Origin of the sequence: Sporosarcina sp. P20a, assembly GCF_002743175.1 — a bacterium.
Lineage (GTDB): Bacteria > Bacillota > Bacilli > Bacillales_A > Planococcaceae > Sporosarcina.
In genome coordinates this window covers 147135-164082 of sequence record NZ_PDYT01000003.1, presented here as the reverse complement: position 1 = coordinate 164082, position 16948 = coordinate 147135, and the positions used below count along the sequence as shown (strand labels likewise).

The 16948-nt window shown below is 39.2% G+C and carries 10 protein-coding genes; all 10 read left to right on the top strand.

Annotated elements, in window-relative coordinates:
- Positions 1–554: 554 nt before the first annotated feature.
- The 10 genes from CSV72_RS06325 (at position 555) to CSV72_RS06280 (ending at position 16948) form a co-directional block, all read left to right on the top strand.
- Entirely contained in the window at positions 555–1361 is an 807-nt protein-coding gene (locus CSV72_RS06325) for a YihY/virulence factor BrkB family protein (protein ID WP_099677636.1), read from the top strand.
- A complete protein-coding gene (locus tag CSV72_RS06320; RefSeq protein ID WP_099677635.1) occupies positions 1358–2029 on the top strand; it encodes a response regulator transcription factor in 672 nt (223 codons plus the stop codon). The genes CSV72_RS06325 and CSV72_RS06320 overlap by 4 nt, the downstream gene beginning before the upstream one ends.
- Positions 2026–3405 carry a sensor histidine kinase gene (locus CSV72_RS06315; protein ID WP_099677634.1) on the top strand — a complete coding sequence of 460 codons (1380 nt, stop codon included), beginning with the start codon at positions 2026–2028 and terminating at the stop codon, positions 3403–3405. Before CSV72_RS06320 ends, CSV72_RS06315 begins: the two co-directional genes overlap by 4 nt.
- Before the next feature lie 74 nt (positions 3406–3479).
- The gene (locus tag CSV72_RS06310) at positions 3480–3884 is read left to right on the top strand and encodes a hypothetical protein (RefSeq protein ID WP_099634301.1); all 405 of its coding nucleotides are present in this window, start codon (positions 3480–3482) and stop codon (positions 3882–3884) included.
- 155 nt (positions 3885–4039) lie between these two features.
- Positions 4040–4696, top strand: coding sequence for a hypothetical protein (locus CSV72_RS06305; RefSeq protein WP_099677633.1), 657 nt, complete (start codon positions 4040–4042; stop codon positions 4694–4696).
- Positions 4697–4844: 148 nt separating this feature from the next.
- Positions 4845–5465, top strand: coding sequence for a class D sortase (locus CSV72_RS06300; RefSeq protein ID WP_158232165.1), 621 nt, complete (start codon positions 4845–4847; stop codon positions 5463–5465).
- A gap of 115 nt (positions 5466–5580) precedes the next feature.
- Positions 5581–12750: an LPXTG cell wall anchor domain-containing protein gene (locus tag CSV72_RS06295; RefSeq protein WP_099677631.1), complete on the top strand. Its 7170-nt coding sequence runs from the start codon at positions 5581–5583 to the stop codon at positions 12748–12750.
- A gap of 130 nt (positions 12751–12880) precedes the next feature.
- Complete coding sequence (locus tag CSV72_RS06290) at positions 12881–13528, top strand: GGDEF domain-containing protein (RefSeq protein WP_099677630.1); 648 nt, start codon at positions 12881–12883, stop codon at positions 13526–13528.
- A 118-nt stretch (positions 13529–13646) separates the two neighbouring features.
- A complete protein-coding gene (locus CSV72_RS16705; RefSeq protein WP_099677629.1) occupies positions 13647–13859 on the top strand; it encodes a hypothetical protein in 213 nt (70 codons plus the stop codon).
- Between the two features lie 68 nt (positions 13860–13927).
- The gene (locus CSV72_RS06280) at positions 13928–16948 is read left to right on the top strand and encodes a hybrid sensor histidine kinase/response regulator (RefSeq protein WP_099677628.1); all 3021 of its coding nucleotides are present in this window, start codon (positions 13928–13930) and stop codon (positions 16946–16948) included.

Below are 16948 nucleotides of genomic sequence, written 5' to 3'. Positions count from 1 at the left end.
CGTTTTGTCTCTTCTGAATATACTCTTGTTTTCTCCGCCATCTTCTCAACCCCTTATCTATATGAATTGTAGAAGTGCGCTTTATAGTTTGTCTACTTTAAAGGTAGTCTATCACTCTGTTTATCCGCCCAATGAGTCCCGGCAAGCGCTCAATCTTTCCACGTATCCGCTCAATGAGTCCCGGCAAGCGCTCAATCTTCCCGCGTATCCGCTCAATGAGTCCCAGTAAGCGCTCAATCCTCCCGCGTATCCGCTCGATGAATCGAAGCAAGCGCTCAATCTCCCAGTATATCCGCTCAATGAATCACGGCGTCCCCTCTATCCCTGCGCTTATCCGCTCAATCAACCCAGCGTATCCAGCTTATCGAGCCTCGCACAAGTGCTCTACCATCCCGCTCAATCGCTCTAAGTTCCACACCAACCATTCATCACTTCTACTCCAACACCTAAGAAACCACTAAATTTATCTGAGAAATTTCATTTAACCTAATAGTCTAGGGTTTGTTGGGGTATATTGATAGTAAGACACGTACGATAGTAGAGGAGGGGATTCTATGATCATGACGATAATCAAACGCTTCTTTAAAGAACGCTTTTTTGATCAGGCTGCGCAGAACGCTTATTACTTGTTGCTTTCCGTGTTACCCTTTTTACTTGTAGTGCTGTCGATTGTGCAATTTCTACCTGTGCAGGAGGCTAGTATTTTAGCGTTGCTACGTCCATTCGTGCCAGATGAATCTTTTCAGCTAATTGAGCAAAGTGTTCAGTCCGTACTCTATAAAAGTCACGGAAATCTGCTTGCACTAAGTGTATTAGCTGCATTGTGGACGACATCGGTTGCGGTACAATCGTTTGCACGTTCATTAGACATGGCGAATCGTAGGCTTCACCAACAGCCGCTATGGATTAGTATAATTCGTAATCTTGGTGTAACCATTCTTTTCATGCTAATTGTACCGATGTCGTTATTTTTACCGTTAATTGAAAAACTTATGCATACTGTCATTGCGTATTATGATGTATTAGATGCCTGGGAAGGCTGGTTGTATATTTGGCCCAATATAAAATGGGGTCTTGGTACGTTCTTTTTATTTTTGTTCTTCTTGTTATTTTATCAACTCATGCCAACAGGAAAGATGAAATGGAAGGAAGCGTTGCCAGGTGCTTTGCTTTCGGCCTTTGGCTGGCAGTTCGTTTCATTATTATTCGGAGAGTATGTATCACGGGTTGATTATTCTAGGCTATATGGACAATTAGCCGGGATTATCATGCTTGTGTTATGGTTTTATCTAACAGCTGTGATTATTATTCTTTCTGGATTATTGAATGCAGAGTGGAAAAGGAAGGGGCGGTCTAAATGAAGATCTTAGTGGTAGATGATGATATACATATTTTAGAGTTGGTTAGTATTCATTTGCGTCAAGCGGGCTATACCGTTGTGAAGGCGATGAATGGGCTAGAGGCACTTGAGGTAGTCGATAAGGAGTGGCCTGATTTAGCCATCGTGGATGTGATGATGCCAGGTATGGACGGCTATACGCTGACGAAGAGGCTTCGTGAGGATTCTGAAATACCAGTTTTGTTGCTGACAGCTAAAGGTGAGATGGAAGATAAGGAGCGTGGCTTTTTGGCAGGGTCAGATGATTATCTGGTGAAGCCGTTTGAGCCGAAAGAGTTATTGTTCCGGATCCATGCTATTTTGCGACGTTATGATAAAGCGGTGGACCGGATGATTCAGGTCGGTCCTTTAGTGATTAATCGACTGAGTTATGAAGTAGTGCATGGTAAGAAGTCATTACTGCTTCCATTAAAGGAGTTTGAATTGTTGTCGGTGTTGGCTTCTCGTCATAGTCAGGTGTTTACACGAGAAGTGCTAGTAGAGCGCGTATGGGGCTTTGATTATGAAGGGGATGAGCAGACGTTGAGTGTACATATCAAACGTTTACGCGATAAGCTCGAGAAGCTTACGAATCAGGTGAAAATTGTCACGATACGTGGTGTTGGTTATAAACTCGAGGTTTCAGAATGAAGTCGCTGTATGGGAAGTTTCTCGTGTTAACGGTAGGAATTATGCTAGCGAGTGCAATAGTGGCGTTTCTCTCCGTCAATACATATTATCACATGTACTTAAAAGATGAAAATGATGCAAAGAATGTTCAAGTTGCTGAGCAAATTGCGTTGTTCATTGAAGCGAATGACGGGATGGATTTACCTACATACTTCGATATGCTTGCCAGCACGGGTTATAAGTTGCTAGTGAAATCGCCTGCAGGAGACGCAACAGTATATGGAGAAGCATTTCGCGATGATAATCTTGAGGATGAAGCGATTCAGAAAGTCTATAATGGACAAGTCTATCATGGTATGCGAGATCTGAAGGCAGAGACATTCGTGACAGGTTATTTCTCCAATGAGTCAGCTAATACAGTAGGTGTACCGTTAACGTACGATGGTCATACGTATGCACTATTTTTACGACCAGATATTAAAATGCTATTCACGGAAATTCACTATTTGCTTGGAGGCATGGTCATTGTCATGGCGATTATCAGTATTCTCGCTATGCTTGTCGTTGCGCGCAAGCTGATTGCACCGATTGTTGTGTTGACGAAAGCGACGAAGAAGGTAGGCGAGGAGGAGTTCACGGGTGAGCTGTCAATTGATCGACGTGATGAGATTGGGCAACTTGCAAAAAGTTTTCAGCAGATGATTGATCGTTTGAGTGAGAACGACCAGATTCGAAAGGCATTTGTTAGTGATGTGTCGCATGATTTTCAGTCACCGTTATTGAATATTAAAGGCTATGCAGACTTGTTATCGGATGAAGAGCTTCCGGCTAATGAGCGCATACGTTATGCAGGAATCATTCAATCGGAAACAGAACGACTTTCGACGTTGACGAAGCAGCTATTATTGCTGACGTCACTAGATCAACTAATCTCTCCACTGCAGAAAAAAGCATTCCGTGTTGATCAGCAAGTGAAGGAAACAGTACGTAAATTTCAATGGTTATTGCAAGAAAAAGAGATGTCTATCATGCTTGAAATTGATGACGTTACGTATGAAGGGGACCCTGCTTTTCTTGAAAAAGTGTGGGAGAATTTATTGTCGAATGCATTGAAATATTCCCCGGATGGAGAAACGATTGATATCCGACTGACCGAGCAGGCAAATGAAGTCTGTTTCTCTATTGAAGATACAGGAATTGGTATGTCATCTGAAACAAAGAATCGTATATTTGACCGTTTTTATCGTGCAGATGACTCAAGAACACGTGAAGTAGAAGGAACAGGCCTGGGATTATCTATTGTTGAACAAGTAGTACGCCTTCATGAAGGTCGAGTAGAAGTCGTCAGTGAGTTAGGTATAGGTACGACATTCATTGTGTATTTGCCTAAATTGTAACAGGCTGTTCATCTTCCGTTCATCTTGGAGTGTTATGATAAATGTAGTAGAAAGATGACAGGAGGAAATATAACATGCAAGAAAAGTGGAGTTTACGATTGATTCGCATTGCTGCGATTTTTGGTTTAATTGGGACGGTACTCGGTTCCCATATGGCGGGGGCAGGTTCGTACGCATTTCGTCCGATTCACGCGCATATTTTACTTGTAGGTTGGTTATCGGTGTTTTCATGGGGTGTGTTCTACAAGATTTACCGAGTCCGTGCTAGAAAGCTATTAACATTGCAAGGCTGGACAGGGATCATTGGTGCTATTGGTTTAACAGCGGGTATGTGGTTGCAGTTCATGCAACCCTTCAATATCAATGAAGTATTCGCGCTTATATTCTATATCGTAGGTGGTACCGTGCTATTAGTAAGCTTTGCTTTATTCGTAGTTGTAACATTTATGATTGAAAAAACACCTGCTACACGTCAATAAATAATTACCCAAGAATCCGATTCACTCCGGATCCTTGGGTTTTTTATTGTCGAATAACAAAGAAAAGTTTTTAAGAATAATCAGTTGTTTCAACAAATATTTCAATCTGCCTATGACATACTTGAGCGACTTAACAGATGAAGGAGCGAATGACTATGACTGCTCGCAATCGGTTTCACCTCATTACGATTTGTTTTACTGTCTTGATTGCTGGGACATTGTTAATTAAACAAACAGCAAGTTCGGAACAACAAAAGATTGAAACGATAGGAATAGATTATGCCCAGATGAATCAATCCGTGGAAAAAGTGCTAAAAGATATGCCTGAAATAGCAGGGGAGCTGGCATCTATTCAATCCGGCATTCATAATAACAAGCTAGGCCATTCGTTTTCAACAAATAAGACAGAGTTCCGTTTACGTGTGAAAAATAATCTAACTGAACAGGAACATTCATCTCCGTTTCTAAGAGGAATTGCGGAGAAACAAACGGATCATTATCAAGATGCTTTAGATATCGCAGAAGAAGCTTATGGGATTACGGTAACGGAAGATGAAATAGATGCATATATTAAAGAGAATGTCTCGACGATTTGGGATGCGGAAAAACGAAAGTACGCTAAATCGCTACAGTTAACGTTAAATGAACTGGACTATCACTTTGATCGAGATGTCTATGTGATGAATGTTCTATGGGAAAGAGTATTGCCTATCGTTATGCAAGAGTTTCCCAGACAACGTGGCGAAAGTGGACAAGCATATGGGAAGCGTTTGAAAGAAGAATTTTTCAGTGGAACAGAGGATTCTGCATAGGAATTCTTAACAGTATAGGTGTTAAGGGCTACCGTTAATCAGCGGGTAGTCCCTTAATTGTAGTCCAAGGGTTTAAGAGTTTTGTAAGAGCTCGTCATTATACTGGTGTGGGTGAGGTATGAATATGTTTGGCAGGGGAGAGGGTGCAATGGCTCGAAAAGTAATAGGGTGGGTTCTTGTCATTACCGGAGTGTTGGCTGTTTGTTTTCCGATGTTGGAGAATATCGCATATGACAAGCAACAACAGGAACTTCTCGAAGCCTTCGATTTGCTCGGTGCCATGGAGGACATCAGTTTTATGGATGAACCGGAAAGTGTAGCGTCAGCTGAAGCGCCAGTTGATAAGAAAATTCCTTCACTAGAAGGCAGTAGAGGAATTGTATCGATCGATAAAATCAATCTGAAGATGCTGATGTTCGACGGTGTCACGGAGAATGAACTCGCAAAAGGTGCGGGTATCATGGAGCCGCAAAAAGACTTTACGAAACATAACATTGGTCTGGCAGGTCATCGTGCTGTAGCGGATGGTAAGCAGTTCAATCGTCTGGGAGAATTGGAAGCAGGCGACGAAATCCAAGTGAATCTGAAGAGTGAAACACTTCATTACCGCATCACCTCTACATTTGTCGTACATAAAACAGACGTTTCCGTACTCGAAGACAAAGATACACCGCAACTCACACTCGTCACGTGTACACCACTAGGCAGCTGGCATCCACCGGACCGATTGATTGTGCAGGCGGAACTTCAGGAAGTGGAGAATCGTTAACCAAGTTATTTATCTCGACATATAGATAAGAGTCGTAAAAGGGAGATGTTCATTTAATGGATCGGCAGCTAGTGCCCCACCAACATACAATGAAGAGAGAAGAGGGGAACATGAATTGAAGAAACAGATACACATATTTATGCTGGCACTTCTGATTTTGAGCCAGACAATTTTAGGCCCAATCGGTGCAAGCATGGCGAGTGCGGAAAGCTTTCCCCAGCCTGCTTCAAATGAAGTAGGGAATGGGGTGCAGCAGAAAGATGATAAGAGAAGTTCTGCTGAGGCAGATGAGGGAAAGGTTGAGGTTCCCGAACAAGATCCAGGTAAAGTTGAGGTTGTTAAACCTGAAGAACCAAAAGAACCTGTAAAGCCCAATCCAGAAGCTGAAGGACCTAAAGACTCTGAAGAAAAGCCAGAGAAACCTTCTGTAAACCCTGGTGAGAAACTGGACGAAAACCCGGTTGTAAAACCAGAAACTAAGCCAGAAACAAAACCAGATATTAAACCAGAGGAGAAGCCGGTGTCTCCATCCACTGACGATACTCAGCTTGATATAGGTGTGGATGAAGATGTAATTGACGAAGAAAAAGATCCAGATGACACAGAATTGGTTGAAGAAGAAGAGTTGGAAGAAATAGAAATAGAAACGTTAGCTGCTGGAGAACTACCCGCATCAGTGATTACTGGTACCGAGTTTAGAATTAATGGTACTTTAATTTCAGGAACAGGGCCGTTCACAGTGAAGAATGGAGACAACGCCACACTTACATTTAATTTGAAACTTGCAGCTGGTCATACATATGGTCCAGGTTCTACATTAAAATACACTTTGCCAGAAGTTTTCAATGGTATCACATTCCCTTTAGGAACTAATTTTGGTGGACTTGGGGAAATAACGAAATCCGGAAGAGAAATAACTATTACTTTTAATGATTCGATTATTGATGGAAATGGTGTAGGAACAGCACTGGAAAATGCAAAGTTTTCTATTGGTGCTACGTTAAATAGTGTAGACAATGAAACTAATCAAAAAGTAGAATTACCAGGAAAACAAATTATTGAATTAAATTTCGCGCCAGTGAATGGAAATTCAATTACCAAAGAAAGTGGTGTAGCAAAACCTAGTGCTACGAACAGTGAATTTATAGAGTGGGAAGTAAAAGTAAACACAGACTTAAAAGCAACTGGAACAGTAGCATTCAAAGATACGTTAACTACCAATACGGGTAGTGGACATATTTATGATCAAACTTCTGTTGTGATTACTGAACTTTCTATGAAAGCAGATGGTAGTTATACAGAAACGGCATCTGGATTATCTCCAAACTTCGACGGAACTAATAAAGTAATGTCCATAAATCTAGATGGAACAAAAGCGTATAAAATTACTTATAAGACAATACCAGAAGACCCGGGTAATAATGAATCTGTGCAGTATCAGAATAACGCTGAATATGGCAGCGCGAAAAGTGGAACTAAATCTGCTACAGTTTCTTATGGAACACCTTTAAAGAAGAGCGTTTCTAAGAAACCGAATGGTTCAAACTTAGCGACAGAGTGGAAAATTGATTATAACTTCAATAACCGTGCTATTTTGAAAAAGGATGCCGTTTTAAAAGATACATGGACTACAAGTGGTGGTGCGGGTTCTGGTAAACAAGTTCTATCAGACTTCAATGTATATGAAGCGGATGGTACTACACCCGTAGCTGCAGGTGTATATACAAAAACAGACAATGGTGACGGTCAAGGATTCACGCTTCAATTTAATCAAGAAGTCTCTAAACCATATGTCATCAAATATAAAACAACACCAAGTGATATATTCGCTGCACAAGATTTCAAAGTAACAAATACGGTTAAACGTGAAGACATAGAAATTGGCGATAAGACAGCGTCACAATCTTATACCAAGAAAAGTTTTGTGTTGAACAAGACTGCTAATTCAATTGATTATGAGGCCAAAACAATTAAGTGGAATATTACTGCTAACCAAGCGAATTACAGTTTGAATGCCAACTCTGTTTTTGAAGACAAGTTCACAAACAGTAATATGACTTTGCAGGAAGATACGCTTAAAGTAACAGTTGGGGGAGCTACCTTAACAAAAGACACTGATTATACTGTAACTAATATTTCGAAGGACGGATTTAAAGTTACATTATTGAAGGCTGTTGATAAAGAAATAAAGATTTCTTATACAACTGATTATGATATAAGAGATATCGGTACGAATACTCGTACTTTTAAGAATGATGTTGTACTGAAAAATAGTGGCTTGCCTAATGATCCCTCAGATTCTGCAGAGGTATCAATCAAAACTGAACAAAAAGCAAATGGAAAAAAGGAAGGTAAATATAACTATGCAACACAAGAGTTTGAGTGGGAAGTAGAGGTAAACTTTAACTACAATGAGTATACCAACGCTAACTTTGAAGATATTTTGCCCGATACTCAAGAGATCACAGATATAAAGGTCTATTCAGGGACGCTTAATTCAGCTGGGAACTTCCAACAAGGTGGCCCAGTAACTTTCACGAATACTGCTAGTGAATCTAACAAAATTACTTTGGATTTAGGGGCTATTACAACTCCACATAAAGTGGTTTACAAATCTAAAGACAAAGATGGAGTTTATCCAGTAACTAAAGGTAATATTTCAATTAAAAACCAAGCTAAGTTAACACAGGACGGTAATCCTGACTTATCTTCTTCTTGGACAAAAACGATAAGCGTCAATTATACAGATAAATTGATCAATAAAACCGGAGTACAAGTAGGCGGTACGGCAGGAATCAAGTGGAACTTTGAATTCAACTACGCACAGTCAAATCTGCAGAAAGTGGTTATTACAGATACAGTAGGAGCTAGCGAAGGGTCTCCTGATCAAATTATAGATCCCGACTCATTCAAAGTATATGAAGTAGCCTTGACGGGTTCAGGGTCTACACCGTCAATAGGTAAAACCGAATTAAAAAGCGGATACACACTAAACGTGGATAACAAGACTGGTAAATTCACATTGACTCTTCCAGATGGCAATAAAGCGTACTACGTAGAATATGAAACTACTTACTTCGGACCTAGTGGCGCTGATTCAAATGCTACAAATAACGTAGAAGTGAACTATATAAGTACTGAAGGATCAAATGCTTCCGATAGTTCTCCAATAAAGAATTTTACGTACGGAAACTCAGGATCAACGACTAAGGTTCCATTCGTTGCGATTAAAATTGATGGAGTAACAGGTTTGCCAATGGCAGACGTTACATTTACATTATTCAGTGAGTACAGACCAGGAAAAGCACTAACATCCGCGAAAACAGATGCGAATGGAGTATTTGATTTGGGGATGAACTTAACTGAGGGTAAATATACTTTAAAAGAAACTACAGTAGATGGTTATGATAATCCTGGAGATATACACTTCACTTTGCATCGCAATTCTGTCCAAAAAAGTGGAACATACGCAGGGAAACAAATTGTAAACATTGAAAACTTCCCGACAGGTTATGAAGATAAGATATGTAAAGAATTTGTTCTAACAGCAAAAGATGTAGACGGAATGCCAGTTGCGAATAAAGAACTTACACTAACAAACAAATCAACAGGCCAAGTGTCAAAAGTTACAACAGGTACGGATGGCTTAGTTAAGATTCCTTCCAGTGGAAACACTAAGATTAATGCAGGAACGTATGCAGTAACTACTGCAGACAATACAGTGTTAAAAGATGTTAAGATAAACTACACGGAAGATTGCGAAGCATCTGTGCAACCAGCTCCAACATGTGATGCGTTTACGATTACAGTACAAGATAAAGATCTAGCTGCACGTCCAAACGTTTCTGTAACATTGAAACATACAACAGACGCTTCAGTAGACCTTATTACTATAAAAACTAACGATGAAGGAAAAATTAAATTACCTTCAAAAACAACTACTGCAGGTATTTATACTGTGTACGAAGGTAAAATACTTCACGGTCAGGTAAACGTCACATATAAGAGTGATTGCATCGCAACTGTAGGTGAAGAAGCACAATGTGAAAACTTCACGTTGACGGTGATAGATGCAGACGGAGAGCAGCTTGTTAATAATATTACTATAAAAAAAGCTGATAGCGCTGATACAGCTATAGTAGGCATAACAACTGATGAAAACACTCTATCTTTTGAGGCACTTGCATCAGGAAAGTATGACGTATATGAAGGTAATGAAAAATTAGGTAGCTTCACAGTGAATAATGAATGTGAATTTGTATTTAAACAAGAGTTAAAATGTGAAGAATTCACAATTGTAATTGAAGATATAAAAGGTGAAATACGACCAAATCTAACTGTGAAATTAACACATAAAATTGATGGAACCGTAATTGAAAAAACTACTGATGCTACAGGTAAGATCGATTTACCTTCAACAACTAGAGCAGGAATTTATACTGTATATGAAGGTGAAATATTCCTTGGCGAAGTAAACGTCACGTATAAAGATGTTTCTTGTAAAGATGTAGTAGGCGAGTTATCTAAATGTGAAATGTTCACGTTGACAGTAAGAGATGCTGATGGAGAATTACGTGAGGCAGGCGTCGACATTAAGATTACAAAAAAAGATGAGACTGCTGAATTCAAAACGATCAAAACAACTACTGGAGGTATAGTTTCTATTCCCAACCTTCCACCAGGAGAGTATGACGCTTATGAAGACGGTGAAAAGATCGGTAGTTTTTCATCGAATGATGAATGTGCAACTGAATTAGAATTAATTTTAATATGTACAAACTTTACAATTATCGTTGAAGATCAAGATGGTGCAATTCGTCCGAATGTTACTGTATCTTTGAAGTATAAAGATGATAGTACAGTTAATACGATTACTGCAAAATCAAACGTGGGTGGAAAGATCGTATTAAGCAAAGATACTAAACCAGGTATTTATGAAGTCTACGAAGGAAAACAATACGTTGGCGATGTAAAAGTCACATATTTAACTGATTGTGAAGCTTCAGTTGGCAAAACGGCAACGTGTGAAACATTTACGTTAGCAGTAAAAGATGTTGACGGAAAGTTATTCCCAACTGGAACAGAAATTACTATTAGAGAAAAAGGCAATACAGACACATTTAAAAAAGGAATAGTGGATGCTGATGGAAATGTATCACTTCCAAATCTTCCACGTGGAAATTATGTTGCATTTGTTGGAGAAGAGGAACTTGGTAACTTTAAATCTGATACTGATTGTAAAGCGTCAGTTCAACTACTACCAACATGCACAGACATTACAATTACGATTAAGGATCAGGATGGAAAACCTCGTGCTGGTACGATGATATCAGTGAAGAAGGAAAAGAAAAATGTTTCTTTCTATACATCTAAAACAAATGCTCAAGGTGAAATGAAGGTTCCGCTAACTGATATTCAAAATGCTGGTGGTCCGGGGAAATACTTTGTTTATGAAGGCGATTTGTTTATTAAAGAAATTGAAGTAAGTTATAAAGATTGTATAGCTGCAGTTTCAGCAGCTCCAATGTGTGAAGACTTCACGTTAACAGTCAATACTTTAGGCGGAAGTGTACGTCCAAATATTGATGTTATGGTGAAAGATTCAACAGGTAAGAATGAAATTGCAAAAGGAACAACTGATACAAATGGTCAAATTAAAATTCAAGGGAAATTAGGAAAAGGTACGTATCATGTATACGAAAATAACACGTATATTAATTCATTCACAGTGACAGATACATGCTCAGCAACTGTTCAACCGGTACCAATAACTCCAACGCCAACAGTCTGTACAGACTTTAAGCTAACTGTAATACAAGATGGTGATAAAGTCGGTGAAGGTGTGGAAGTGGTATTGAAGAATGGAGATACTGTAGTTGCTAAAGGAACAACAAATATTACAGGAGAAGTTACAATCTCCAAGTCAAAACTTCCAAATGGCGAATATGATGTCTATGTAAATGGTAAGAAGATTGAGGGGAAAAAAGTTAAAGTAACGGATACATGTCACGACACGATTACAATCCCAACGATCCCGGCTTGTGAGAACTTCACCTTAGTGATCAATGAAAACAATAAACCGATCGCAAAAGGTAAAGAAGTTATCTTGAAATCAGGTAACAAGGAAATCACAAAAGGCAAAACAGACGTAACAGGAAAAGTAGTATTCCCAATCAACGTTAAGCACGGGAAATATGATGTAATCGTAGAGGGTAAAAAGATCGGAACGGTTACGGTGGCAGAAACGTGCGAAAGCATAATTTCATATGCTCCTGTATGTGAAGACTTTACTGCAATCGTAACAAAAGACGGTAAACCAGTAAAAGATAAAGAAATCGTCTTGAAAAAAGGCGATAAGAAAGTAGCGAAAGGCAAGACTGATAAAGACGGCAAAGTAACATTCCCAGGTAAAATACCGACAGGAGATTACGAAGTATATCTAGAGGATGAAAAATCAGGGAAAGTAACGGTTGAAAATCCTTGTGAAGAAGGAATAATTGTATTGGCTCCAACTTGTGAGGACTTTACGCTCACAGTGTATGAAGACGGTAAACTAGTAGGCCCGGGCAAGCAGATCACGCTGAAACAAGGTGAGACAGTTAAAGCGGTGGGTACTACAAATGCACAGGGTAAGATTGTGTTTGATATTGCAGAGTTACCTAAAGGTGAGTACGATGCATATCATCAAGATGTAAAAGTAGGAAAAGTGAACGTTACCAATACATGTGAAGAGACATTGACTCTATTGACTGCGCCAGTATGTGAAGAGTTTATTGTAACGGTAACAGAAGACGGTAAACCGGTAGGGGCAGGAAAAGAAGTTATCTTGAAAGATAGAGATAAAGATGTAGCAAAAGGTATAACAAATACGGATGGAAAAGTAATATTCCCTGGGAAATTACCAAACGGAGACTATAATACTTTCGTAGATGGTGAGGCAACAGGTGCTATTACGATTACAAATTCATGTGAGATTGTTCTGAATGCATCTGGTGGTGGTAATCCAGGCAAACCGCAAGAGCCGAGTAAACCTGAACAACCCGGTAAACCGGGTGAGCAAGTAAATCCGAATAAACCAGAATTACCAAGTACTCCGAACACGCCAAATGGCACTGTTAGTAGTACGGGTCCAATCAGCAGTATTACTGGAAGTGGAAACACTAACGCTTCTTCAGGTAGTAATTTACCTCAGACAGGTGAAGCGTATCCAGTAATTCCGATTGCACTAGGAATTTTGCTAATTGTAGGTGGTGCATGGGTTTTACGCAGAAAGAAGCATGCGTAAAAAATAGTAGCAACAAAAAGGTCAGTCTCTTATGAGGCTGACCTCTTTCTTGTTGAGTTTAAGAATTCTATAAGAGTTTAACAGTATACTATGTAAAAGAGCGATATTATCTTATAAAGGGGAGAACCATATGGCTTCTTCAAATTTCATAGATGATTTAGATAAAGAAGAATACCCTTCAGATAAATTCAAGAATATGTCAAATGGGTTTTACCAAGTACCCATCTCAAATTTTGACGGAACCTCAAGAGGATATAGTCTGGATGTAGAAAAAGAAATGCTTTATTGGCGGAAACTTGCTTGTCAAGACGACTTGACGAAATTGCCAAACCGGAGAGCATTCTACTTCATTATTGAATCCTATCTCCAAAAGGTAGATCATCGATCAGAAAAGGTAGTGTTTTTCTATATTGATATTAATCAATTTAAACTGATTAATGATACGTACGGACATTGTGGAGCGGACGAAATATTGAAGGAACTAGGCAGCAGATTGCAGACATTGTCTCTTACAAAAGAAGTTTTTCATTTTAGTGGAGACGAGTTTGTCATCATCTATCGTTATCAAGATAATTTTCAATCAAGACTTAGTGAAATCCAATCCATTTGTGATAAACCATTTAAATTGGCTAATGAAAAGATAGAAATATGTATTAGTATTGGAGCAAGTTTATATCCAACGCACAGTACAGATGTTGCTACATTGCTTCAATACGCTGATTCCGCTATGTATTTGGCAAAACGAAGTAAAAATAATACATTTTGTCTGTATCACTAAGTATGTGTAAAAATCTTTTGAAGGGTATATTACTGTGTATATGTACAGATAAAGTTAGAAACTATTGTCACAAAGTAACAAAGTGAGAAGATGGAAAATATGATTGCATACATGATTTATGATTATTATATATAAATCATTTGAAGAAGTATCTTCTTTAGTTCATGACATTGTGTATCACTCACGCCTGCCGAATAATACGGATCGGTACACATTTCAAATTTGTAAAGGGAAGCTACATGTAGAAGAGCAGCAGTTCATATTGGATAGTGGGCTAGTAATTAGAGTGCGCTATGAAGAAACTGACGAGCTATATTACAAAGTAACTTAGACAGTAATACAGTAACTAGGAGGACAATCAATTGCGAAACATGAAAAAAGTCATCATATGGAGAACCTATGAATAAAAAGTTGCGGCTGATTGTTCCTTTGTTTATCGTGATTTTAATTGCCTTTCGACTAATCTGGATCGATTCTAACCAAAGTACTTACACAGTCACAGCTGAAAAAGGGGTGATAGATCTACGGGGTATGGGTGATTTATCTGAGGATATATTGCTAAACGGAGAATGGCAGTTTTATGCGGAAGAGTTTATTACTCCAGGTGAAAGTTCCAAAAGGGTACCATCATTGATTCAAGTGCCCGCTGATTGGCAAGAACAATTTTCAGGTAACATGTCCTACGGTTATGGGACATACCGTTTGAATATTTATGTAGATCGAGATGACACTAATATCTATCGATTGTATGCGAAGGACATCGTGTCTGCTTCGCGTTTTTTTGTGAATGGTGAGGAAAAAGTACAACTCGGAAAAACAGCAACGAACAGGAAGCAGGAGGAAGTCGACTATCGTCCCCAGACATTGCAGCTAGAAAGTAAAGCAGGGGAAATTGAACTTCTTATTCATGTATCGAATTTCCATTCATTGAAAACGGGTGGTATCATACAGCCGATGAAGTTTGGAGAGTGGTCGGCTGCAGAGCAATCTGTATTTAAGGAATATGGCTGGCAACTTGCACTTATGTCTATTATATGTTTGCATAGCGTATATTCATTTCTAATTTATCTCTTGTTCTCACGGAGGAAGGAGATGTTATACCTCGCTTTATCTTTTCTATCTGTTGCCATCGCCATTGCAATAGCGGACGATAAGTTACTGTTGTATTTCGTTCCAGAAATCTCATTTGCAACTTGGTCAAAAATGAATATACTCGTCTATTCAGGCGCTGCCTATTTAGTAGTGTTGTATATTAGGGCTTTAGTGGATACTGTAAAACACCCCTTCGGCAAGAAGGGACGCTATTATTTCCGGATTATAGGTATAGGATATGGAATATTTGTTATGTTGACGCTGTTGTCAGTAGAAATCGATGTACTGTTTCTCTATGCGTTGATGATTTTGATCCCCTTGCCGACACCGTTTCTAATGTATCGGTTGTCAAAACGCGAGAAGGAGAATTTTATCTTCTTTTTACTTGCAGCAATTAGTTTGATGTCCAGTACTATATGGGGGTTGTATAAGGCGCAAGTCATGCCGGAACTACCATATTACCCTTATGACATGCTAATTAGTATCATACTATTTGGACTGTTTTGGTTTAAACGATTTTTCATGGAAACAGAGAAAAGTCATAACTTGGCTGCTTCTCTACAAGAAGAGATTCAACAAAAGGATGAGTTTCTGGCCAATACATCGCATGAATTACGGAATCCCCTCCACGGTATCTTGAATATTACCCAGACAATCTATGATAGTGAACAAGACAAATTGTCGCATGAAACAATGCGGAATCTGGAAACACTTCTATCTGTTGGTCGACAGATGACTATAATTTTGAATGATTTGTTAGATAGAGAGAATTTGAAAGATGACAAATTCCAACTGGATCATCAAGATGTGAAAATTTTGGCGGTTCTGACAAGTGTATTTGATACACTTAAGTTTATGAAAGAGGGTAAATCTGTATCCCTTGAACATTCGATACCTATTCAGTACCCTGACATCAAGGCAGATGAAAACAGATTATATCAAATTCTATTTAATCTAGTTCATAATGCAATCAAGTTTTCAACTGAAGGAACCGTTCATGTTTCAGCTGAAGTGCAGAACAAAATGGCCGTTATTCGGGTCTCCGATGAAGGTATTGGGATGTCTCCAGAGGATGCTAAGATAATATTCAAACCTTATAAGCAAGCGGAATCTGGTATTACCTCCACGGGTGGAGGGGGATTGGGGCTAGGATTAAGTATTTGTAAACAATTGATTGAACTGCATGGAGGAGAGATAAGAGTAGAAACAAAAGAGGATGAAGGTACCACTTTCACATTTACACTACCTCTTTCGGAAAATCAACAACAAAAGGGCTATATTCCTGTTCCAGATATTGTTCAACAAAAATTGGAACCTGCAGATTCAGTGACATTCTCAGCAAGTAATGCTACTGAACGTATTTTAGTTGTTGACGATGATCCAATGAATCTTCAAATTATTAAGCAGATGCTAAAAGCGGATGGATATATGGTTGTAACATGTACTTCAGCAAATGAAGCGCTCAAAGAGCTTGAACGCGGCCGTTGGAGTCTTGTGATCTCGGACGTTATGATGCCATATATGTCTGGCTACGAGCTGACACGCGAGTTACGAAAGCGATTTTCACTGGCGGAGCTACCGATTCTATTGTTGACTGCTCGGACCCAGCAAATTGATATTCAAATGGGGTTTGAAGCAGGAGCCAATGATTATGTTAGAAAGCCTGTAGAGAAGGTTGAGTTAATCATGCGTGTACGTGCGTTGACAAATCTAAATCAGACGATTGCTGAGCTGATACAAATGGAAGCGGCATGGTTACAAGCACAAATACATCCGCACTTCCTGTTCAATACACTCAATACAATTAGCGCACTCAGCGAGATAGATCCAGAAAAAATGGTAAAGTTGCTAGATAAGTTTGGTACATATTTGGAGCAAAATTTTACAATTCAAAATCTCGCATCAACTGTTTCGCTGAAGAAAGAACTGGAACTAGTAGAGGCTTTTGTATATATTGAAAAGCAACGCTATGGTGACCGTTTGCAAGTTGAAATGGACATTGCGCCAGTTCAAGTGGAAGTGCCACCCCTATCCATCCAAACATTGGTGGAAAATGCGATAGAACACGGTGTACTCAAGCGACCTGAAGGTGGTACTGTGTGGATCAAAGTGTCCGAACGTGACGATGCAGTAGAAATATCGATTTCTGATAACGGATTGGGAATGGAACAAGATTTAGTGACGCTTATGCAAGATAATACAAATATACAAGCGGGTGTAGGTTTACCAAATACGCATAAACGGCTTCGCCAATTAGGGTATTCAGGTCTTACAATTGATAGTATACCGAATATTGGTACGGTCATTCGATTCTCTATAGATAAATAA

Excerpts from the sequence above, each read along its gene's own strand:
- CSV72_RS06320 (WP_099677635.1), top strand. The coding sequence starts at position 1,358 with ATGAAGATCTTAGTGGTAGATGATGATATACATATTTTAGAGTTGGTT.
- CSV72_RS06300 (WP_158232165.1), top strand. The coding sequence starts at position 4,845 with ATGGCTCGAAAAGTAATAGGGTGGGTTCTTGTCATTACCGGAGTGTTG.
- CSV72_RS06325 (WP_099677636.1), top strand. The coding sequence starts at position 555 with ATGATCATGACGATAATCAAACGCTTCTTTAAAGAACGCTTTTTTGAT.
- CSV72_RS06305 (WP_099677633.1), top strand. The coding sequence starts at position 4,040 with ATGACTGCTCGCAATCGGTTTCACCTCATTACGATTTGTTTTACTGTC.
- CSV72_RS06310 (WP_099634301.1), top strand. The coding sequence starts at position 3,480 with ATGCAAGAAAAGTGGAGTTTACGATTGATTCGCATTGCTGCGATTTTT.
- CSV72_RS16705 (WP_099677629.1), top strand. The coding sequence starts at position 13,647 with ATGATTATTATATATAAATCATTTGAAGAAGTATCTTCTTTAGTTCAT.
- CSV72_RS06280 (WP_099677628.1), top strand. The coding sequence starts at position 13,928 with ATGAATAAAAAGTTGCGGCTGATTGTTCCTTTGTTTATCGTGATTTTA.
- CSV72_RS06290 (WP_099677630.1), top strand. The coding sequence starts at position 12,881 with ATGGCTTCTTCAAATTTCATAGATGATTTAGATAAAGAAGAATACCCT.
- CSV72_RS06315 (WP_099677634.1), top strand. The coding sequence starts at position 2,026 with ATGAAGTCGCTGTATGGGAAGTTTCTCGTGTTAACGGTAGGAATTATG.